16 protein-coding genes, 1 pseudogene and 1 riboswitch are annotated in these 20,083 nt (G+C 51.8%); of the genes and pseudogenes, 10 read left to right on the top strand and 7 right to left on the bottom strand.

Features of this window, described 5'->3' with window-relative positions; genetic code table 11:
* Together K3T82_RS41325 and K3T82_RS41320 are read right to left on the bottom strand one after the other, a co-directional pair.
* The coding region (locus tag K3T82_RS41325; RefSeq protein ID WP_220199327.1) for an ATP-binding protein at positions 1-1,081 on the bottom strand (1,081 nt) is incomplete at its 3' end.
* Complete coding sequence (locus K3T82_RS41320; RefSeq protein ID WP_220199326.1) at positions 1,078-2,457, bottom strand: AfsR/SARP family transcriptional regulator; 1,380 nt, start codon at positions 2,455-2,457, stop codon at positions 1,078-1,080. The genes K3T82_RS41325 and K3T82_RS41320, both read right to left, overlap by 4 nt.
* 305 nt (positions 2,458-2,762) lie before the next feature.
* Here K3T82_RS41320 and recD2 point away from each other — a divergent pair, with 305 nt between their 5' ends.
* From recD2 to K3T82_RS41305, 3 genes are all read left to right on the top strand, one after another.
* The gene (gene recD2, locus K3T82_RS41315; RefSeq protein ID WP_220199325.1) at positions 2,763-5,033 is read left to right on the top strand and encodes an SF1B family DNA helicase RecD2; all 2,271 of its coding nucleotides are present in this window, start codon (positions 2,763-2,765) and stop codon (positions 5,031-5,033) included.
* A gap of 157 nt (positions 5,034-5,190) precedes the next feature.
* A complete protein-coding gene (locus tag K3T82_RS41310) occupies positions 5,191-6,072 on the top strand; it encodes a sulfurtransferase (protein ID WP_220199324.1) in 882 nt (293 codons plus the stop codon).
* 184 nt (positions 6,073-6,256) lie between these two features.
* Entirely contained in the window at positions 6,257-6,664 is a 408-nt protein-coding gene (locus K3T82_RS41305; protein WP_220199323.1) for an iron-sulfur cluster assembly scaffold protein, read from the top strand.
* 146 nt (positions 6,665-6,810) lie between these two features.
* Here the strand turns inward: K3T82_RS41305 and K3T82_RS41300 are convergent, their stop codons facing one another.
* Together K3T82_RS41300 and K3T82_RS41295 are read right to left on the bottom strand one after the other, a co-directional pair.
* The gene (locus K3T82_RS41300; protein WP_220199322.1) at positions 6,811-7,437 is read right to left on the bottom strand and encodes a uracil-DNA glycosylase family protein; all 627 of its coding nucleotides are present in this window, start codon (positions 7,435-7,437) and stop codon (positions 6,811-6,813) included.
* A complete protein-coding gene (locus K3T82_RS41295; RefSeq protein ID WP_220199321.1) occupies positions 7,424-8,044 on the bottom strand; it encodes a flavin reductase family protein in 621 nt (206 codons plus the stop codon). The genes K3T82_RS41300 and K3T82_RS41295 overlap by 14 nt, the downstream gene beginning before the upstream one ends.
* Before the next feature lie 486 nt (positions 8,045-8,530).
* A riboswitch (cobalamin riboswitch) is annotated at positions 8,531-8,670 on the top strand.
* A 47-nt stretch (positions 8,671-8,717) separates the two neighbouring features.
* On the opposite strand from K3T82_RS41295, the pseudogene K3T82_RS41290 reads away from it, so the two are divergent.
* The 5 genes and pseudogenes from K3T82_RS41290 to K3T82_RS41265 all read left to right on the top strand — a co-directional run bounded on the left by K3T82_RS41290 (position 8,718) and on the right by K3T82_RS41265 (position 14,835).
* Positions 8,718-9,820: pseudogene (locus K3T82_RS41290) on the top strand (FecCD family ABC transporter permease).
* Positions 9,814-11,175: an ABC transporter ATP-binding protein gene (locus K3T82_RS41280; RefSeq protein ID WP_220199319.1), complete on the top strand. Its 1,362-nt coding sequence runs from the start codon at positions 9,814-9,816 to the stop codon at positions 11,173-11,175. The pseudogene K3T82_RS41290 and the gene K3T82_RS41280 overlap by 7 nt, the downstream one beginning before the upstream one ends.
* Before the next feature lie 227 nt (positions 11,176-11,402).
* A complete protein-coding gene (locus K3T82_RS41275) occupies positions 11,403-11,690 on the top strand; it encodes a MoaD/ThiS family protein (protein WP_220199318.1) in 288 nt (95 codons plus the stop codon).
* A gap of 132 nt (positions 11,691-11,822) precedes the next feature.
* Positions 11,823-13,139 (top strand): MFS transporter, encoded by a 1,317-nt coding sequence (locus K3T82_RS41270; protein WP_220199317.1) that lies wholly within the window; start codon positions 11,823-11,825, stop codon positions 13,137-13,139.
* Between the two features lie 157 nt (positions 13,140-13,296).
* Positions 13,297-14,835: a YifB family Mg chelatase-like AAA ATPase gene (locus K3T82_RS41265; RefSeq protein WP_220199316.1), complete on the top strand. Its 1,539-nt coding sequence runs from the start codon at positions 13,297-13,299 to the stop codon at positions 14,833-14,835.
* Positions 14,836-14,883: 48 nt separating this feature from the next.
* Here K3T82_RS41265 and K3T82_RS41260 read toward each other — a convergent pair whose 3' ends face one another.
* Complete coding sequence (locus tag K3T82_RS41260) at positions 14,884-15,840, bottom strand: LLM class F420-dependent oxidoreductase (RefSeq protein ID WP_220199315.1); 957 nt, start codon at positions 15,838-15,840, stop codon at positions 14,884-14,886.
* Between the two features lie 695 nt (positions 15,841-16,535).
* Between K3T82_RS41260 and K3T82_RS41255 the strand changes: the two genes are divergently transcribed.
* A complete protein-coding gene (locus K3T82_RS41255) occupies positions 16,536-17,507 on the top strand; it encodes an RIO1 family regulatory kinase/ATPase domain-containing protein (RefSeq protein WP_220199314.1) in 972 nt (323 codons plus the stop codon).
* 202 nt (positions 17,508-17,709) lie between these two features.
* A complete protein-coding gene (locus K3T82_RS41250) occupies positions 17,710-18,633 on the top strand; it encodes a diacylglycerol/lipid kinase family protein (RefSeq protein ID WP_220199313.1) in 924 nt (307 codons plus the stop codon).
* A 27-nt stretch (positions 18,634-18,660) separates the two neighbouring features.
* On the opposite strand, the gene nth is transcribed toward K3T82_RS41250, so the two are convergent.
* Positions 18,661-19,344, bottom strand: coding sequence for an endonuclease III (gene nth / locus K3T82_RS41245; RefSeq protein WP_220199312.1), 684 nt, complete (start codon positions 19,342-19,344; stop codon positions 18,661-18,663).
* Positions 19,345-19,516: 172 nt separating this feature from the next.
* On the bottom strand, positions 19,517-19,804 hold the full coding sequence (locus K3T82_RS41240; RefSeq protein ID WP_220199311.1) for a hypothetical protein: 288 nt from the start codon (positions 19,802-19,804) through the stop codon (positions 19,517-19,519).
* Positions 19,805-20,083 lie beyond the last annotated feature (279 nt).

Genomic DNA, 20,083 nt, shown 5'->3' with positions numbered 1-20,083 from the left:
CAATGAGCGGATGCCAGAAGTGATAGGTGATATGTGCTCCTGTCCCCTCTTCTGTCAGGAGTCCGGCTTCCAGGGCCTCATCGAGCAAGTCAAGAATGGTATCTTCGTTCTGCTCGTTCACCATGGGGAGCAATTGACTCAGTTCGAAGGAGCCTCCTAAAACGGCGGCTTTGTTTAGAAGGGCGCGGCAGGATGTGCTCATGCGGTGTAAGCGCCGCTCAAGAACAGCTGAGATGGCCTCGGGAAGTGCGGGATGTACCGTCTCTGTTCTGGGTGAGCGCTGGCGAGCATATGGATTCTCCGCATGCGTATCATAGCGCCTGAGATGCGTGCCTCTGGCTTCGGGAACCGCCATAAAGCGTGCCAGTTCTTCGGCGAAAAAAGGGTTTCCAGCTGCTTGCTCCTGGATATTCTGTACCATATCCTGGGGAAGATGGGCGACGAGTGAGCCAATCTGGTCCAACGAGAGGGGCGCGATGGGAATTGTGAGCAGAGCTTGCTCGCGTCGCAGATCAGCGCTCATCGTGCGTATCTTGTGGTGCGGAGGTAGCTCACCGTCGCGACAGGTCGCGACCACCAGAATACGTTGCTGGCGAAAATGATGGATCAAGTACGTGAGCAGGTCCAGACTGCTCTCATCTGCCCAATGGAGATCGTCAAAAACGAGTAGCAGAGGCGTAACCTGGCTGAGTGCATCGAGGAGGTTGAGGGTTGCCTCCCACAAATGGAGGCGCTCCTGTTCCAGAGAGATCGCGGAGGGGGCCTGTGAATTTCCTGACGCGAGTTGCACTAATTCTGGTAGTAAGACTCCTAGTTGGTCCAGGCGGAATGAGAGCTTGATGGGCCTCTCGGGCTCTGAATCATTAGTGCCATACGAAGGCTTCTCTGTATAGATTGGCGTCAATTCATGAACGCTTTGTAGGAGAGTGCGGATCAATTCGGACCAGGGGCGATAAGGAATAGTGATCTCCTGTTCGAATGAGCGGTTCCATGCTACTGCCCATCCTCTTGTGTATGCCTCCAGGCTCAGTTCTTCCGCCAGACGTGTCTTGCCAATGCCTGCCTCTCCTTGCAATATCAAGGCATGGGTGGTACGCCCCCAAGGGGGAGATAGGTGAGAGATTCCTGTATCTTGCCCTCAAAAGATGGGTGGGCACCTTCACTTGCTGATACTGCATTCATCACTCTACGCATCAAGTTAAGCTCATTACTTCGTCCGATGAGAGGGCTTCGGCTATGTCGACTCAGATGGAATGATGGTCGTGTGAAGTGCAGAATAGATGTTGCGACTGCTTCGTGAAGTGTTGGTTGTGGCGAGCCCACCTCCTCACGCTGCTCAATAAGAGGTAAGCGTGGCGAGAGCTGTGGCGCTGAGAAGGCATTGGCGAGAGCTGGCTGGCCTGTCTTGATGGCAGGGAGCGCGGGAATATGCCCCTGGCGTAGGGCGTCGTAGAGTTCGGTTGTCTCGGGAAGCGGCTCCCCTTCGTATTCTCTCTCTAGAAGTGTGACATGAGCGTTATAGACCTGGAGCGCCTCTCCTCGACGATCAAGATGTGTGAGGAGCAGCATCAAGCGTTGGAGCGCTGTTTCATTGGTTGGTTCCGCGGTGCGGATACGATCCAACGTCTCGATAGCATTGATGTGTTCTCCACGCTCGACATAGAGCTGTGCGAGTTGGAGCAGCATGCCTGTCCAGGTACGTTGTAAAGCATCTCGTCTGGGAGCTGCCCATTCTGAATACAGCTCTTCAAGCAGATAATTTCCCTCGTATAAGTGTGAGGCCCTTTCCAGAAGTTGTAGTGCTTCTGTGGGATCTGTGGTCGTATTCGCCATTTTTACCAGTTGCTCAAAGGCTTCGGCGTCAACCCATATCTGTGAGCTATCAGCAATCTCAAGTACGTCGCGTTCGAGACGTAGCAAACGCGAGGCGGCTGGTCGGGGTAGATCTGGTTCAAGAATCTGGCGCAGCTCATGGACTGCGCCATTGAGTCGGTTCGCTGCGATATCGACGTCCAGATCGGGCCAGAGGAGATCTCGAAGCTGCTCGCGCCCCAGGCGGCGTCCAGGACTGCTCAATAGGCAACCGAGCAAAGAGCGAGCCCGCCTGCGATGCCAGGTGCGATTCTCAATCATTTCCCAGGTGTCGCCGTGTTTGCGTTCCAGGCGATATTGCCCTAGCAAGTAGACGCGTAATTGAGTCTTGGAATGTTGGGTTTCTGTGGATGGAATGGGGGTATGCGGCTCTAATACCGATGACTCTTGCTGAGTGAGTTCCGATGCGATATCTGGTGGAAGTGTGACGCCGATATAACGGCTGACGGTACGTCCCTTTTCGCTCCAATAGGCATACCAGTAGGGGCCATGACCAACACCATCACGACATTTACGGCAGCGTTCTTTCCCACAACGTGTATATTGCTGACGATAGGTTATTTTCCCACTGGGTTTCCCGTTCATATACCTGCCCGCTTGCTGATGTCCAGAAAATGAGCGTAGAAAAGACATGATATTCATTATAGCCCAATGGGTTGCTTGTAACAAGAACCTGATCGATTGGATAGAAACCAAGTCGGAATACCTTTCCGCGTTTGCTTTCAAGTATGGTTAATCCTGATTCCAGGACTGTTCACAAATGGCACCTGTTTAGAATTGTGTCTCGCTGTGCTACTATACGGGTTATAGATAGAGTGTGATGTACTTGGGACTGCCTCTTCCAAGCGTCGTGTGCCGGAATCTGGTGGTCAACGCGGAATAGGTGTGTGATGATAACACTTGAAGGCTCTGTAGAGAATATCGTTTTTCGCAACGAAGATAATCATTATACTGTCGCTCGCTTTCGCCTCAGCGGTAGTGGAAAGCTCTTTCGCGATGATCTCACGACCATCGTGGGGGTTCTGCCTGGCGTACATACGGGTGAACTCCTCTCCGTTGAGGGCGAATGGGAACACGATCCCCGCTATGGGCGCCAGTTGCATATTACCAACTTTACCCAGCGTCTCCCATCCTCACCCGAGGGCATTATGCGCTATTTGAGCTCCGGACTCATCAAAGGCATCGGACCAAAGAAAGCCAGTCTGATTGTAGACCAATTTGGCGAACAGACACTCGCGATTTTAGAGCAACAGCCGGAGCGCTTAAGCGAGGTCAAGGGACTAAGTGTGCGTGATCGCAACCAGATTGTTCACACCTGGTTGGAGCAGAGTGAAATCAAAGAGCTTCACCTCTTCCTGCAATCGCATGAGGTTTCGCTCAATATGGCAACCCGCGTCTACAAGCAGTATGGGCGTGACTCCATCAACGTCATTCGTGAGAATCCCTACCAGATCGCAGCAGATGTTTCCGGTGTTGGCTTTCGGACCGCCGATGAGATCGCGCTCAAACTGGGCTTACCCTTTGATAGTATTCCAAGGCTCGCTAGTGGCATTAAGTACGTCCTGGCGCAGGCCGCCAATGATGATGGGCATTGCTATCTTCCCGAGCGAGATTTGCTTACGCGTGCCGTTGAGGCACTTCATGTCCCTTCTGAAACGCTAAGCGGTGCCCTGGAAGCGGTTGCCAATGATAAGGATCTCTTTATAGAACAACCTTTACAGGGGAACTCCAATACAGAGTCAGAGCATCCCCAGGAAGGCTCACATTCTGAGGAGAGGCATATCTACTATGCACCCTTCTGGTACGCGGAGAGTGGTTCGACGCGCCTGTTGCGACTCCAATTACGTGCCCCTTCTTGCCTGCCGCTAGTCTCGCATCAACTCTGGGAGAATGTTTTTCAGTTGCTACAGCAGAGGCGCAATATGTTGCTGACTGAGATGCAGCGAACCGCTGTTCAGCAAGCTTATACACAGAAGGTCTCGATCCTCACGGGTGGGCCTGGAACCGGAAAGTCAACCTCAATTCGTGCCCTCTTGATGCTTCTACGTAACCGCAAGGTACGTGTAGCCCTCGCGGCTCCCACCGGGCGTGCTGCAAAGCGCCTGAGCGAGGCGGCAGGTACGCAGGGGACAGCCCTGGAGGCACGCACGCTTCATCGCCTGCTCGAATATACTCCCCACGACAATAGCTATCAACGCAATGAGGATAATCCACTGCCCTATCAGTTTGTGATCGTTGATGAGTTCTCAATGGTTGACATACTGCTGTTTTATAACCTGCTTAAAGCGCTTCCTCGCGATGCACACTTACTCCTCGTTGGTGACGCGGACCAATTACCCTCAGTAGGGCCGGGCAATGTCTTGCGAGACCTGCTCAAGAACTCCGAGCTACCTATTGTGCGCCTTACGGAACTCTTTCGTCAGGCGCAGCAGAGTCATATTATCGTAAACGCCCATCAGATCAACAACGGTGTTATGCCTTCCCTAAAGGTGGAGCGTCAGAGTGATTTCTTCTTCATGCATGAAGAAGACCCCCTACGCGGACAGCAACTCATCTTAGATCTGGTCAAACGGCGTCTTCCTGCGCGCTATCATTTCGATGCCCTGACAGATATTCAGGTACTCGCGCCAATGTATAAGGGCGAGATTGGCGTCACGATGCTGAATATGAGACTTCAGGAGAGCTTGAACCCCTCATCTTTCGCACAGGTGGAATGGGGGGACCGTATCTTTCGTGTTGGCGATAAGGTGATGCAGACGCATAATGATTATGATAAAGGTGTCTTCAACGGTGATGTGGGGTGGATACGCTCAATCAACAAAGAGAATTCAACGCTCAAGGTTGAATTTGTGGAGGAGGCGGGCCCGCTCTTTGTGAGCTACGAGTTTCACGAACTCGATGAGCTAGTCCTGGCTTATGCTGTCACTGTTCATAAGAGCCAGGGGAGTGAGTATCCCGTCGTTATTGTGCCTCTGTATCGCGAGCATCGAGCTCTTTTACAGCGCAATCTTCTCTATACTGCGATCACGCGTGCCAAGCGATTCTGTGTGCTGGTTGGGCAGCCGCAGGCGCTGGAAATGGCGGTTCGCAATGATCGCGTAGCTCTCCGCAATACGGCTCTAGCCCAACGCCTTGAGCAAATCCTGCAAGGGCGGCGATAGAGGTTGTCTAATTCCGAGTGATCTAGTAGAATATAAACAGTCCGAACTTTGTTGTATCTAATATGTGGTCTCACATAGATACTGAATGCCGAATGCTTAGCTATGGCAGATATTGCTATTAGCTTGATTGAATACGTATTTTGAGGAAGGGTGTTATATGGCTGGATTAGAACAGACTCCTTCGAGTGTGAACGCGGCTTCTGGTTATGCTCATCCAGAGCTGCTTGTGGAGACAGATTGGGTTGCCGAACATCTCGATGATCCTTCGATTCGCCTGATTGAGGCCGATGAGGATGTGCTGCTGTATGAAATTGGGCATATTCCCGGCTCTGTTAAACTCGATTGGCATGTAGATGTACAGGACAAACTGGCGCGCGACTTCGTGAATCAGCAGGAATTTGAAGCTTTGCTCAGCCGATGGGGTATCAGCAATGATACAACAATTGTGTTTTATGGCGATAAGAATAACTGGTATGCCTGCTATTCATTCTGGCTCTTTTCGATGTATGGTCATGCAAAGATGCGCATCATGAACGGTGGTCGTACCAAGTGGGAGGCTGAGAAGCGCCCTCTGACCAAGGTTGTTCCACAGATCACACCGACGACGTACCATGCACAGCCAGCCGATGAGTCGCTGCGTGCATATCGTGAAGATGTGCTGGCTGGTCTGAAGAACCCTGGTCGCCGCCTGATTGATGTGCGTTCCCCCCAGGAGTTTACTGGTGAGTTGCTTCACATGGTGAACTATCCGCAAGAGGGCGCGCAGCGCGGTGGACACATCCCTGGGGCGAAAAGTATTCCCTGGGGGACAGCGGCTAATACCGATGGCACGTTCAAGTCGGCGGAAGAATTGCGTCAGCTCTATGGTGACAAGGATATAACTCCTGATAAAGAGGTGGTGACCTATTGCCGCATTGGCGAGCGTTCGGCACATACCTGGTTCGTTTTGACGAAATTGCTTGGCTATCCACGTGTACGCAACTATGATGGCTCCTGGACGGAGTGGGGCAATCTGGTACGCTCTCCTATCGAGAAATAAATTGTATTGTGGCATAGGCTAGTCACGCTGATGAAGAATGCGCAGGGAGAAGCGATAGCAAGCGGCTTATAGCATGCCTGATGGCAGCGAGGCGCAAGCTCGCTTCTCTCTGCTTTTTAATGACTATTGAGTGAAGGCGCGGACCATAGACCCGCAAGCTTTGCCGAGGAGGAATGAAGCTGTTATGGATCGTCAAGAGGCTATCGAATTTCTTATAGACCATTATGAAAACCCGCGCCATAACCATGCGCTTGAAAATCCCGATGTCAGCCTGAGCGGTGGAAACCCCGGTTGCGCTGATGTTATTACAATGCATGCGCGTTTCGGCAAGGATGGCAAGCTAGAGGCGATTGGTTGGGAGGGCGAAGGATGCACTATCAGTCGCGCGGCTGCCTCCTACGTAACCGAAATTGTGGAGGGGCTGACCGCTGAGGAGATCGAGGCTCTTAGCTTTGAAGACCTGATGGATCAGCTTGGGCGGGAGTTGGTGATGACGCGTCCAACTTGCGCGACCCTGGCCCTTGGCACCCTTAAGAAGGGTGTTCACGACTATCATATGCGTGAACTGCGCGATGCCGCCCGTGAGGCGTAAGATCGGGTGATGTTTAAAAGAGCAGGGGACACATGCGAAAGCGCTTTCGCATGTGTCCCCTGCTCTTTTCGCTTGCACGCGAGGATCAGCCTATAGATTTATTTTCATAGCAAGCAGCAAAGTGGAAAAGAGAAGGCATACAGTTCCTAAAGGCCATACTGAATGCGCCACTCAGCAAGATGTTGAAGAGCTATGTGGAGTAGCTGTTGATGCTGAGTGTCATTGAGCCAGCGGCTCACACCCGAAGGATGGGGGAGCGGTAACCAGAGCCTGCCATCTCGCTCTTCATAGGTGCCAATCAAATCTTCTAACTTACGCCTGGCGAAGAAGGCTTCAATCGCCATAGTCCCGACCAGGAGTACGACACGAGGCTGAACCAGTAGTAATTCCTCGTTCAGGAAGGGGCGGCACAGCGCGACCTCCTGGGGAGAGGGCTTACGATCCCCATTTCCGCGTGGACTTTTGCCGGGATCACAATGGGTTAATGAGCTCAAGTAGGCATGCTCGTAAAGAAAGCCAGAGGGGAATCCCGCACTCTCTAACCAGCGCTGTAACAGGTGTCCAGCCGGTCCGCTCCAAGGCATGTTATTCGCAACAGAGCGGTGCCCTGGAGCCTGCCCAATGATAAAAATATGGTCGTATGCCCGCCCGTTAACAATGGGTTGCGCGCATGGAATATAGCCCTGCTCCTGACATTGGCGGCAGGCTTGTATACGCCTCTGAAGAACCTGGAGTTCTCTCTGCCTGGAAGGAAGGTTGTTATTTAGCGCCATCTTCGTGTGCGATGCCAGTCAGGCTAGGTTTAGGCTGAATACTTCCCAGTTCGCGGTATTGTCCCAGATAATAGAGCAAAGGCTCTGGCTCATTGTGGGCGTTAGTGCCGTTTTGGCTAACCTCGGTAAAGGTTACGTGGTGATTGCTGCCTTCTGGATTGGCATACATCGTGCGTGTGCCATTTCCCATCGCTTCAACCTGACCCAGGAAGATCGCGTGATCGCCACCAGGATATTCTGCGACTACCCGCGCGTCGATGAAGGCTAGCGTTTGATCCAGAATGGGCGCGCCTGTCGCGGCTGTGTGGTAGGGGGCGTGAGAAAAATAGTTCAGGCGTTCAGGCGTCGTTGTTGAGAAGCAGTTGGAGAGGTCTTGTTGCTGCTCTGTTAGCATATTGACTGCAAAGTTCTTGCCACCCCTGATCAAGGGCAAGGTCTGGCTGTGAAGATCGACACAGACGAGAACAAGGGGGGGATCGAGCGAAACCGAGCAAAACGCGTTCACTGTCAGGCCGCCGAGTAACTCGTTGTGGCGCGTCGTAACCACCGTAACGCCAGTAGTGAAGCGGCCCATTACCTGTCTAAAAAAGCTTTTTTCTAGTGCCATTAACCTTATTCCTCTAGTCATAATTGTTCAGTGCTTTTGCACCAGAGGTGGGAGGAAAAGAGAACGAACGGGAGGACCCTGTACGCTCATTCCTGAACAAGTCTTGTGCTTTTGCATTGGGAACGCCTGCTGGCTCTTCTTTGAACACTATGGAGGCGACCCTCCTTCCTTGCCGTGTGAGCTAGTGCGCTGCTCTACGCTGTCAGGACGGCTACTCTTCTCGTAATGTAGTATCGTTTGCTTGAGGTCTCTTGTCAACTGTACGTAAGGTCAGTTAGCGGGTGTACTTCTGGTAGGCATTTCTCTTAATTACCTACTGGCCTGTCTTGAGAATCGCGTTTTATAACTTCTATGTAACTCACATTGACATGCACAAAAATACTTGCCTATACTTATGTATTCGGATGAACGTTGTACCTTTTGCAATCCTCCCCCCGGATCGCGCATGGCCTCTACAGCTTGTCTCGTAGGAGTCTGGTGTGCTACAGGGAAGTCGGTGTGAATCCGGCGCAGTCGCGCTACTGTAACTGGTGAGTTGCTCTCTCCTCTGGGAAACAGGGGTTCGCCACTGTCATAAAGATGGGAAGGCTAGTAGAGTCGCGTTAGAACCAGAAGCCAGGATACCTGTTTATCTGGAAAAGGAGAGATGTTCCTTCGCGTCTAAAGGAATACGATGAAATTACCTATACTTACCCTTGGCAGGAAGCAAGCTCCGACATCCCAGAGTCCGCGCCGTCGACTTGCTCCTGGTGGAATGTACACATTGCTGGTTGTGCTGCTTCTCATTGTGATTGTACTGGCTGTAAGCCTTGGCTCAACCTCAATTCCCATTATAACCATTATGCGTGTGCTCCTCAATGGAACTGGCGTCTTTCATTTCATGCCCGATTGGGATGCGACCATTGAGATCATCATCTGGCAAATTCGCATGCCGGGCGTTATCGGAGCCGCCCTGGTAGGGGCGGCGCTCGCGGTCGCTGGCACACTCTTTCAAGGTCTGCTACGTAATCCCCTGGCGGACCCCTTTCTGATAGGCACCTCTTCGGGCGCTGCCCTGGGTGCGACAATCTCCTTTGTCTTGCCTGTGGCGGCGCTTTATGGGATGGCGTTTCCCCTGACAGCTCTCCTGGCTTTTATTGGTGCGCTTGTTACCGTCTTTTTTGTCTATGGTATCGCGAATACCGGAGGGCGCACACCAGTTGTGACCCTGCTCTTGGCGGGAGTGGTTGTCAATTCGGTTATGGTTGCGCTGCAAACACTCTTATTAACGCTTTTCCCTCGTAATGATTTTTCTCTCCAATCGCTATTTAACTGGCTCTCTGGGGGATCGCTGTTTCTGGCTGGTTGCCAGTATTCATGGTTGCTCTGCTTATTCTGCCTGGAATCTTGCTTGCGTTCCGCCTGTCGCGGGTTCTGGATATCTTCGCGCTTGGTGAGGAGAGCGCGGCCTACCTGGGGCTGCATGTTGAGCGCTATAAACTTCTTCTGGTCATGTTAGCCTCGCTCATCACTGCCTCTGCGGTTTCTATCAGCGGCCTAATTGGCTTTGTGGGCCTGGTGACACCACACATTATGCGCCTGCTCCTGGGTCCACGCCATCGCGTTCTGCTTCCCGCCTCCGCATTAAGCGGAGCTATTTTTCTGGTTCTGGCAGACCTATTAGCGCGAACTCTGATCGCGCCAACGGTCCTCCCCGTTGGCGTGTTTACCGCTCTGGTGGGGGCTCCATTCTTTCTCTTCTTATTGCGGCGTAGAAAGCGAGAGTATCAATGGTAGCAGCATCAGTCCCTATAGAACAGTTGGTAGGTCAGCATATTACTTTTGGGTATAATGAGCAAACTCTGCTCTTCGATGTCTCTCTACGTGTTCAAGCAGGTGAAATGGTGGCGCTTCTAGGGCCGAATGGTTCTGGTAAGACGACCCTCTTGCGTCTCTTGAGCGGTGTGCTGCGTCCGCGCCAGGGAACAATTCTCCTGGAGGGGCGCGATCTGCGTTCCTGGGGCCGAAGAGGGATCGCGAGGCGTATCGCGGTTGTACCCCAGGACCTGCACACCCCCTTTCAATTTACGGTTGAACATATGGTGGGTATGGGGCGTGCGCCTTTTCAATCTTCCTTCCTGGGTGCACCCTCTAAGGAAGATGATGTGATGGTTGCGGAAGCGATGGAGGAGGCTGGGGTGGCGTCCCTGGCGGGACGCGTCTTTAATGAGTTGAGTGGTGGTGAGCGGCAACGGGTGATGATAGCGATGGCGCTTGCGCAACAGCCAGCAATCCTCCTTCTTGACGAGCCCACTTCCCACCTGGATATTAAATATCAGATTGAGACTCTGGAACTGGTACGCCATCTGAACCAGCGTCGCGCAACGACTGTTATCGCCGCTATTCATGACCTTAATCTGGCGGCGCGTTACTTCCCGCGTCTGATTCTTTTCCAGCGTGGGATTGTCGCGGATGCCGGACCGGCTGAGGTATTAGACTCTGCTTTGCTCAAAAAGGTCTATGGCGTTGATGTGCAGGTAGGTATCATGCGCGGATCGGTTCATCTTAGCATTCTTCCTCCAGCCGAAAATACCAGAGCCGAACCTCATGAAGTGGAGCAGCATCCACATATTCATGTGCTGGCAGGGGGAGGATCAGGTGAAGTGTTGATGCGAGCCCTGGCTGACGAGCGCTATGCCTTTAGCGCAGGTGCACTCAACATTGGCGATAGTGATCACACGCTCGCGCTTCGCCTGGCTGATGATGTCATTACTGAGCAGCCGTATGCGCCGATTTCTCCAGGCGCTCTTGAACATGTTCGCGAGCGATTTCGGCACACAGGTATACTGATACTCTGTCCTATGCCAATTGGTCCAGGAAATGTCCCTCTGTTGCGAGAGGCCCTGGCTGCTCGGCGGAAGGGGTTGACCATTCTCCTGTTAGATGCGCCAAAAGGAAGCGTGAGTGTGTGCCTGGATGGGAAAAAAAACAGCAGTGAAGTGGTGGCGCGCGATTATACTGGTGGCGAGGGCACTCAAATTCTTACTGAGCTTGTCGGAGCGGGTGCGATCTCTTTTGCCTCTGTGCAAGAGGTGTTGGAGTGGCTACGGCAACACGCGCCTAATAATGTGGTTGTTCGTCCTCCTGCGTAATGAACAATACCTATCTGGCTACTTTGCATGGTGCAACCCCTTGCATTCATGGCCTTCACCCCATATACTTGTGGAAGTCTTTTCGTGAGTTGGATCAGGCATACTTCATCAAGTATGCCTGAAGCTGTCGTTTTTGTGTGAGAATAGCTCTCTTGCACTATTCTCGATTCATAGGCCGGGGCTTAAGATTGCTGCCAACCAAGCGATAATTGAGGTTAAGGACATACATGGGTGAAGAACAGAAAACAGTCACATTGCGCCTGCCTTCAACATTGAGTACCTATAGTGGGGGAAAGAGCCAGATAGTCATGTCTGCTTCCACTGTTGAGCAGCTACTCGCACAACTAAGGGTGCAGCACCCAGCTATTTGGGAATGCCTCTGCACAGAAGAGGGTCATGTTCGCCAGCATGTAACCATTTTTGTGAACAACGAGGTTATTCAAGGCGCGGGAGGCTTACAAACCGTGCTCAAGCCAGGACAAGAGGTTATTGTCCTACCTACTTTTGGCGTATAAAGGTCGTAAACAAAATACTCTCCAACACTCTTTATTGCCCCAAGCTTTGTTCTTCGTGCCTTCAATCCCCAATGAACGTGATATACTATATGCTGAATCAGTGATTGACCGCTTACGTGCTTGGATTGGTACATGAAAAAGGAAGGAACCCCGGAGCAGTCAGTGCCGCTGGTCGTTGATGTGACTACGACGGCCCGCGATTTGGCTCCCCCTCCCGTAAAGTCCCCTGGTCATTGGAGTGTTCTCCGTAACCGCAACTATGCGCTTTTATTTTGGGGACAGTTGATCTCTGCTGCTGGCACGCAGATGCAAATCGTTGCTGTCTCATGGCAGGTCTATCAGTTGACGCATTCGGCCATCTCCCTTGGAATCATTGGTTTACTGCAAGCTATACCTCGCCTCTTATTATCTCTGGTAGGTGGTGTCCTGGCTGATAGTTTTGATCGGCGTAAGATGCTACTTTTAATCGAGCTCATAATGGCGATCTTGTCGGCCATTCTTGCCCTCTGTACGATGTCTGGTCGCATCAATGTCTATGTCGTTTATACGGTCATCTTTGCCTCCGCCTGTGTCTCCGCTTTTGAATTCCCTGTCCAGCAGGCTATTATTCCTACCCTGGTGCCGCGTGACCAGATGGCTAGTGCTGTCTCTTTAAGCTCGGTGATGATGCAATTGACATTTGTTATTGGCTCCTCTTTTGGTGGATATCTTATCGGCTGGTGGGGCATTGTGACAACGTACTGGCTGGATGTCGTAACTTACTTTGTTGTCCTTGGTACGCTGTGTTTAATGCATGTTCCGCGTAGAGCATCTGGCAAGGATGCACAACCAGGCATACAAGCGCTTGTCGATGGTATACGTTTTTTGCGAGCTCATCCTATTATTCTTGCTGTGCTTTCCATCGACTTCTTTGCAACCTTCTTTGGTTCTCCCAAGGCACTGCTACCAGTATATGCCAATGATATTCTGCGTGTTGGAGCGCAGGGGCTAGGTGTGCTTGTGGCTGCGACCTCCATTGGCGCGGTTCTATTGACGCCACTGACGGGTCTCATCAATCGCATACCTCGTCAGGGGTTGGGGGTTGTTTTGGCTGTCCTGGGCTGGGGGGTCTGTGTTGTTGGGTTTGGCCTGGCTCCTGGACCTCTCTGGCTCTCAACGCTCCTCCTCGCAGGCGCGGGAGCCGCCGACATGGTGAGTATGATTTTACGCGGATTAATTGTTCAGCTTACTACACCTGACGAGTTCCGTGGTCGTATCAGCTCAGTGAATGCCATGTTTGTCCTTGGTGGTCCGATGCTAGGGCAGTTTGAATCGGGTGTTGTAGCGGGTACTACCTCTCCACAGTTTTCCGTGATTAGTGGGGGGATAGCGTGTATCGCCGCTACCTTATTAATCGCTCTTCTGGTGCCATCGCTTACGCATGTCAGGGTTGAAGAGCATATAGCATAATACTATATTCCTTCCTGTTTTTACACACTTCGAAAGAATTAGCCTTATATACACCTCTTTTTTGGGCTTTATAGCATATTTTGCTACTATGCTTGAGTTTTTTATTTATTTCATAGATAATGATATAGAGATGTGTTGCTGAGGAAGGATGTGTTTTATGTTGTCAATGGCTCGTAGTTGTGCGGTAATTGGTCTTGAAGGTGCCTTGATTGAGATTGAAGTGGATGTCTCCCCAGGTCTACCGCAATTCCTGGTGGTAGGTTTACCCGATGCAGCGGTTAATGAAGCCAGAGAACGCGTACGGTCCGCGATTAAGAACAGTGGTTGTCTCTTCCCCATGAAACGCCTGGTGGTGAATCTTGCTCCTGCCGACCTGCGCAAAGAGGGTCCCTCATTTGATTTACCTATGGCGGTCGCGATCCTGTACGCGAATCAAAATATCGTGCCAGCCAATGAAACTGGTGACCTTTCTGAGTACCTTTTTCTAGGTGAGCTCTCACTCGATGGAAGTGTGCGACATACCAATGGTATCTTGCCCATGGTGGCTCTCGCACGTGAGAAGAATATCCAAGCGGTCTTTGTACCAGCCATAGATGCCAGGGAGGCGGCCCTGGTAGATGGTATTATGGTCTATCCAGTGGAAAAGCTTTCACAACTGGTAGCGCATCTGAATGGTGAGGAGCGTATTGAGCCCTACGCATATGATGCTTCTCTCTTGGCGCGTGCCAGTGAAGGAGCATATGCTCAAGATATGGCTGCGGTACGCGGGCAGGAGCATGTTAAGCGTGCGCTTGAGGTCGCAGCCAGTGGAGGGCATAATATCTTACTGAGTGGTCCCCCAGGATCGGGGAAGACGCTTCTCGCGCGCTCGACTCCGTCCATCTTGCCTCGCACGACGATAGAAGAGGCTCTGGATGTGACACGCATTTATAGTGTCAGTGGCATGCTTCCCACTGATTTGCCCTTGGTACTCCAGCGCCCGTTTCGTGCGCCGCACCATACTATCAGTCATGCGGGATTAGTTGGAGGTGGTCGCTTGCCGCGTCCGGGGGAAATCAGCCTCTCTCATCGAGGCGTGCTCTTTCTCGACGAGTTACCTGAGTTTGGGCAGAATGTTTTAGAGGTCTTGCGGCAACCGCTCGAAGATAAGGTTGTCACCATCTCGCGCGCTCAAGGGACCATTACCTATCCCGCGAACTTCATGCTAGTAGCTGCCATGAATCCATGCCCATGTGGGTACCTGGGTGATCCAATTAAAGAATGCGTTTGTTCAGCCACAGCTATCGCGCGCTATCAGAAGCGCATCAGCGGTCCTTTATTGGACCGTATTGATATTCATGTCGAGGTGCCACGCGTCGACTACGCGAAGCTTGCCGATAAGCGCCAGGTGGAGAACTCCACCACGATTCGCGCTCGAGTGCAGGAAGCAAGAGAGCGCCAACTACGACGTTTTACTGGTTCCAGATTGACTTGTAACTCCGAGATGGGTCCTGCTGAGGTGCGTGCCTTCTGTGAGGTTGATGACGCGGCGGAGCGCCTGATCAAGGCCGCGATGCAGCAGATGCACCTCTCCGCACGCGCCTACCATCGTGTGCTCAAGCTCGCGCGTAGCATTGCGGATCTCGCTGGTTGCGATACGATTGCCGCCCCATATATCGCGGAGGCGATTCAGTATCGCCCCCGCATCGGACGGTAGAAATCCGGTTGCTATGGTTTCAAGTTCCCCTTTATAGGGAGCCTGTGATTATCTGGGCAAGCATTCCTGCGCGAAGAGGCGCAAGGAATCCAGTTTCGCGGCATCTTGCAGGAAGATAATCAGTTCCTGAGCACCTGCTTGCTCAATCTCGATCAGACGCTTGCGAATAGCATCCGGGGTCCCAATTAAGGCGTGTTCGCGCAGGCGGCCTTCAGGAACATTGCGCTTGTAAAGCTCTGATTTTGCGAGGGCCTCGGCATCGGTCTCCGCAATAGCACAGTTATAGAGTACTGTGCGGCGGATCTCATTGTAATCACGCCCAACGTCATTACAGTGCTGCTTGATGATGTCAAGCTTGCGCGCCAAACCTTCGTTATCCTGGTGACCTATATTGCAGGCGTCCGCATATTGAGCCACGATTTTGAGCGTCACTTTTTCGCCAGCGCCACCAACGAGCAAGGGGATATGTGGTTTCTGTACGCCCTTGGGTTGATTGATCGCACCTCGCACCTGATGGTATTTCCCTTCAAATATAGCCTCTTCCTCTGTCCACATGCTCTTAATGATGCGGACAGCGTCGCGTAGTTGACGTAGGCGGGTCGGGCCATCGGGGAACTCATAGCCATAGGCATTGTATTCGTGCTCGTACCAGCCAGCGCCAATACCAAAATCCAGGCGTCCGTGGCTAAGTACATCAACAGTGCTTGCCATCTTCGCGAGTAGGGCTGGATTGCGATAACTATTGCAAGAGACCATCTGCCCGATGCGAACGCGTTTGGTATCGCGTGCCAGGGCTGCCGTACTGGTCCAGCATTCGAAGGTTACTTCTTGCGTTGGTTGTGGTACGGTATGGAAATGGTCAAAGAGCCAGATCGAATCAAATCCCAACTCCTCGGCCTCTTGCGCGACGCGAGTCATAGTCTCATAGGCTTCAACGGGATCGGTGATCCCCACAAGATCCATGCGCCAGCCCTGAGGTACAATGACTCCTATTTTTAGCGCCATTGAGATGTTTCCTCCTTCGTACAATGCAAGCTTGTCTTGCTCTAACTGAGTATCTATCTTCATCATATGCTCTCCCAGGCTGTACAGGCAAACCCAAGTATGACGTTGCTGACAAAGATGGTGCGCCTCTTGTGTGTGATTTTGTTGCGTCTCGAAACCGTACAGAAGCTTGCTATGGTGGCACTCCTGGATGTCGCTTTCGAACGCTTGTGTTTGCTTGAGGCCTATGCTACAATAACTTTATAACTTCTTTTCTTTGGAGGTGTACATATGGCGCAAGTCACTTTTTTCGCGGTTTCCAGCAGCATGGTGGTAACCAGCTAGACGATCTCACCTGATGCGCACAAAAGCATAGGAACACCTCTCTCATGATGATCGCTCATTGCAGCGTATATCATGTCACCTTTCTTTATACGACCATCTTCCTGGTCGCTTCCTATTCGCTCTTGACCACAGTGTAGACGATCTGCTGTTTTATGCACCTCTCTCTTGTTGTAGAGCAGGTACAGCTGTGGTTTGAGGGTAACCATTTCCTCTATTGCTGATACCTTTTGTTCCCGTATACAAGCTGCTTATGGGCAAACTATGCCCTTGCCACAGGCGTTTTGTACCTGAGGCTGCTGGATTCCGTCTCCCCTTTTCCCCTGGCTTGGATCAGCAGTTGATTCTTGTTCGCCTTACATCAAGGAGCATTTGTGTACCAGAATAATGACGATTTTGAGATCTACGAAGATGAGGCCGCTTCATTTATCAAAATAAAGGATAAATATCGCCACGGTCATCATCCCAAGCCCACACGCAAAACAAGCTACGAAAGCAATGAAGATGTACAGCGTTGGCTCAAAGAGCAGGCATCCGAATCCAGCGCCTCGCGCGAGTTTCATCCCACAATGCTGTCTTCACAGCGCGATGGACCCTGGATTCACTCTTCGCTGTCGCAGTTTTACGAGGAGGATCTGATCTCGGATGTACTCTATATCGCCAAGAGCGGTAAAGAGGCTTCCGTCTTTTGCTGTGTCGCGCATCCCGATACAGCATATGATGTCCTGGCAGCAAAGGTCTATCGCCCTCGTATGTTTCGCAATCTACGCAACGATGCCATCTATCGGCAGAGCCGTGTAGTTGTTGACGAACACAAGAAGGCAATGGGGAACTCGCGAGCCAAACGAGTTATGTCGCGTAAAAATGCCAAATCCCGTGCGTTGCAGGTCTCCTCATGGATTGGCTTTGAGTATGAAACGCAAATCCAACTCTATGAGGCGGGTGTGCACGTCCCGAAACCCCTGTCGCATATAGGGAATGCCATCCTGATGGAGTACCTGGGCGACCGGGAGAAGCAGGCACCACTCTTACGCGAGGTTATACTGGAGGCGGAGGAGGCGCGTCCATTGTTTGAGCAGATCCTTGCTGACATCGAGCTGATGTTTGCTCACAATCGCGTGCATGGCGACCTCTCCGAGTACAACATCCTCTACTGGGAAGGTGCGGTCATGCTGATTGATTTTGCTCAGGCAGTCGACCCACGCCATAGCCCGGCAGTGTTGCAGTTGCTACAACGCGATATCGAGCGCGTATGTCAGTACTTCTCCGCGTATGGTATCGAAGCCAGCGCGCAGGAGATAGCCTACGATCTCTGGTCTCGCTATATGGGGCCACTTCCCGACTAATGTATGAGTACCAGCCACGTTTGAAGAAAGTGCAACATCTTTTCTCTGGCGTGGCTGGCCTTCTTCTAGACAATGTTCCTCTTAAATTAAGTTTCTATCAGAATGGTCAGGTGTCTTAGTAAAACCTGCTCGCTAGCATTTGTGAAACTGTAGAGGATATGTTAGAATCGAGCCAGAAACCATTACTCTCAAGAGGAGCATTATGGAACACGGCACCAAGACATATGATCCCGCACTCTTCCCTCTTATTATCCTCAATCCAGCCGCGAACCGTGGCAAGATGACGCGTTATCGTTCGCTTATCGAGAGCTATCGTCAGCGCATAAATGTTGAGTATGTCGAGACACGGCTAGCAGGTGAGGCGCAAGAGTTGGCGAAGCAGGCCGCTCACGAAGGGCGAGGACTTGTCGTGGTGGGTGGTGATGGAACGCTGAACGAAGTGATGAATGGTATCCTAACCTCTGGTTGCCGTGTGCCTCTGGGGATTGTCCCTGCGGGCTCTGGGAATGACTATGCCTGCAATACTCTGAAATTGTCCTCTGATCCTGAGACTGCTTTGGAGACGGCGCTGCATGGGCGTGTCATCGAGACGGATGCAGGAGTTGTCAATGGGCACTACTTCGCCAATGCCTTTAGCGTGGGGCTTGATGCGGATATCGCCGTCGCAGTTGGTAAGCTCAAGAAATATCCGCTCATGAGTGGAGCACGCCTTTATTATACCGCTGCGCTGAAACAACTGCTTTTCGGGTACCGCCATTGCCCCTGGGTATCGTTGAGTCTGGATGGCAAAGTCCTGACGCATGAGCAACAGCAGTACGTCTTGATCGCGGTCTCCAATGGCCCCGCCTATGGCGCGGGCTTTCGCGTCAATCCCCAGGCTGATCATACTGATGGCTACTTCGATATATGTGCTGTCTCCTATATGCCTTTGCGGCGCGCCCTGAAGCTACTTCCTGTTCTTCAACGTGGCGAACATGCCCAGGAGCCGCTGGTCCACTTCTATCGCGCGAAAGCGTTAAGCATGACTTGCGCCAGACCAGCAAACATGCAGTATGATGGCGAAACGCTCAATGCTACCACCTTTGAAGCGCAGATATTGCCTGGAGCTTTGCTTGTTCGAGTATAGGCATTTGTGATTGGCGTGGATTGCTGTTTAGCCCTTCGCGAGTGAAGTGGCCGAGGGGCAGAGCATTGCCAGTGTGCATTGGCTACAGAGTGGCTTGCGGGCATCGCAAATCGCGCGCCCGTGGAAAATCAGAAGATGCGAAAGATCGAGCCAATCCTGCTGGGGGATGATGCGCATTAATTCTTGCTCAACCTTGACTGGATCCTTCTGTTGTGTCCATCCCAGGCGACGGGAGAGCCGTCCGACATGGGTATCCACCACAAAGCCCTCCACAATCCCAAAGGCATTTCCCAGTACCACATTAGCCGTCTTGCGTGCGACTCCTGCCAGACTTAACAGATCTGGCATCGTGCATGGAACTTCGCCGTCGAACTCAGTAATAATGCGCTGGCAGGCGTTACGGATATTGCGTGCTTTGTTTCGATAAAAACCTGTCGAGCGAATATCCTGCTCCAATACCTCCTGCTTAGCGGTCGCGTAGTCTTCTACCGTACGATACTTCTTAAAAAGTTGCGCGGTGACGAGATTCACACGTTCATCAGTGCATTGGGCTGAGAGTTGGGTTGCTACCAGCAGTTCAAGAGAATTGGAGAAATTAAGTGAACACATAGCATCAGGGTAGAGGCGGCGTAGCTCGGTAATGATTGTATGAACTTGTTCGGGGGAGCGTAGCTCTGGTCCCGTATAGCTTGTAATGGCGGCATTCTCCATAATTGAGCCCCTTTCCCTATCGATCCAACGCATAAAAAAACGGCTTCTACGCTGAAGCCGATTATGACAAAAAAGAAGAATCTATGTCAAGTGTGGGAGTGCTTGAAAATGCTTCATGCAAAAACAAAACCACCAGTGTGGCTAGCGCTCACACGCCTGGTCTCTGGAGGGTTTAGAGCCCCTTCCCATAATGCTCGCGTTGTGAGCGTAATAAGGCCCGCAATGCATCGGCCTGGCCTCGATTCCAGGCTGAAGAGCGTACTTCTTTTCCAACTATCGGAAGAGAGCTTTTGTCGCGGATCTGAGCGGCCCTTTCTCGCTGCATGATCTCATGCACGATCTGGCGGTCACTTAGCTTCCATCCCTGAAGTTTTGCCTGTTCTGCGAACCACATAACGCGTGAAAAGCCAGCATGGTAATCCTGCTCAGTTTTTTCATTGCACATTGGGGTATCTCGCATTGTGGTGCCTCTCGTTTACAAAAAGTATGGAAGATGAATGTAAGAGTTTACGTCTCGATTATGTCAGAAAAGGTAGCAATACGTCAAGCACAGGTTGCAAATTAGAGAGCATCATATACTCAAATGCTTTTTGTATTTGCCGAACCTCTACTTCGCAAAAGAGCAGATGGGTTGTGAGGAAGAAGTGTACTCTCATGGACTAGAGCAGACATATATACAAAGGATATTGTTAAGTAAGAGTGCGTGTGCCGATACTTATGAATAATGACCTATCGAACC

It is taken from the genome of Ktedonospora formicarum, assembly GCF_016587355.1.
Classification (GTDB): Bacteria; Chloroflexota; Ktedonobacteria; order Ktedonobacterales; family Ktedonobacteraceae; genus Ktedonobacter; species Ktedonobacter formicarum.
This window is presented reverse-complemented; position numbering and strand designations above follow the sequence as displayed.

Bases quoted from the DNA above. Each gene is read 5' to 3' on its own strand.
- K3T82_RS41320 (WP_220199326.1), bottom strand. From the start codon at position 2,457: ATGAACGGGAAACCCAGTGGGAAAATAACCTATCGTCAGCAATATACA.
- recD2 (WP_220199325.1), top strand. From the start codon at position 2,763: ATGATAACACTTGAAGGCTCTGTAGAGAATATCGTTTTTCGCAACGAA.
- K3T82_RS41310 (WP_220199324.1), top strand. From the start codon at position 5,191: ATGGCTGGATTAGAACAGACTCCTTCGAGTGTGAACGCGGCTTCTGGT.
- K3T82_RS41305 (WP_220199323.1), top strand. From the start codon at position 6,257: ATGGATCGTCAAGAGGCTATCGAATTTCTTATAGACCATTATGAAAAC.
- K3T82_RS41300 (WP_220199322.1), bottom strand. From the start codon at position 7,437: ATGGCGCTAAATAACAACCTTCCTTCCAGGCAGAGAGAACTCCAGGTT.
- K3T82_RS41295 (WP_220199321.1), bottom strand. From the start codon at position 8,044: ATGGCACTAGAAAAAAGCTTTTTTAGACAGGTAATGGGCCGCTTCACT.
- K3T82_RS41280 (WP_220199319.1), top strand. From the start codon at position 9,814: ATGGTAGCAGCATCAGTCCCTATAGAACAGTTGGTAGGTCAGCATATT.
- K3T82_RS41275 (WP_220199318.1), top strand. From the start codon at position 11,403: ATGGGTGAAGAACAGAAAACAGTCACATTGCGCCTGCCTTCAACATTG.
- K3T82_RS41270 (WP_220199317.1), top strand. From the start codon at position 11,823: ATGAAAAAGGAAGGAACCCCGGAGCAGTCAGTGCCGCTGGTCGTTGAT.
- K3T82_RS41265 (WP_220199316.1), top strand. From the start codon at position 13,297: ATGTTGTCAATGGCTCGTAGTTGTGCGGTAATTGGTCTTGAAGGTGCC.
- K3T82_RS41260 (WP_220199315.1), bottom strand. From the start codon at position 15,840: ATGGCGCTAAAAATAGGAGTCATTGTACCTCAGGGCTGGCGCATGGAT.
- K3T82_RS41250 (WP_220199313.1), top strand. From the start codon at position 17,710: ATGGAACACGGCACCAAGACATATGATCCCGCACTCTTCCCTCTTATT.
- nth (WP_220199312.1), bottom strand. From the start codon at position 19,344: ATGGAGAATGCCGCCATTACAAGCTATACGGGACCAGAGCTACGCTCC.
- K3T82_RS41240 (WP_220199311.1), bottom strand. From the start codon at position 19,804: ATGCGAGATACCCCAATGTGCAATGAAAAAACTGAGCAGGATTACCAT.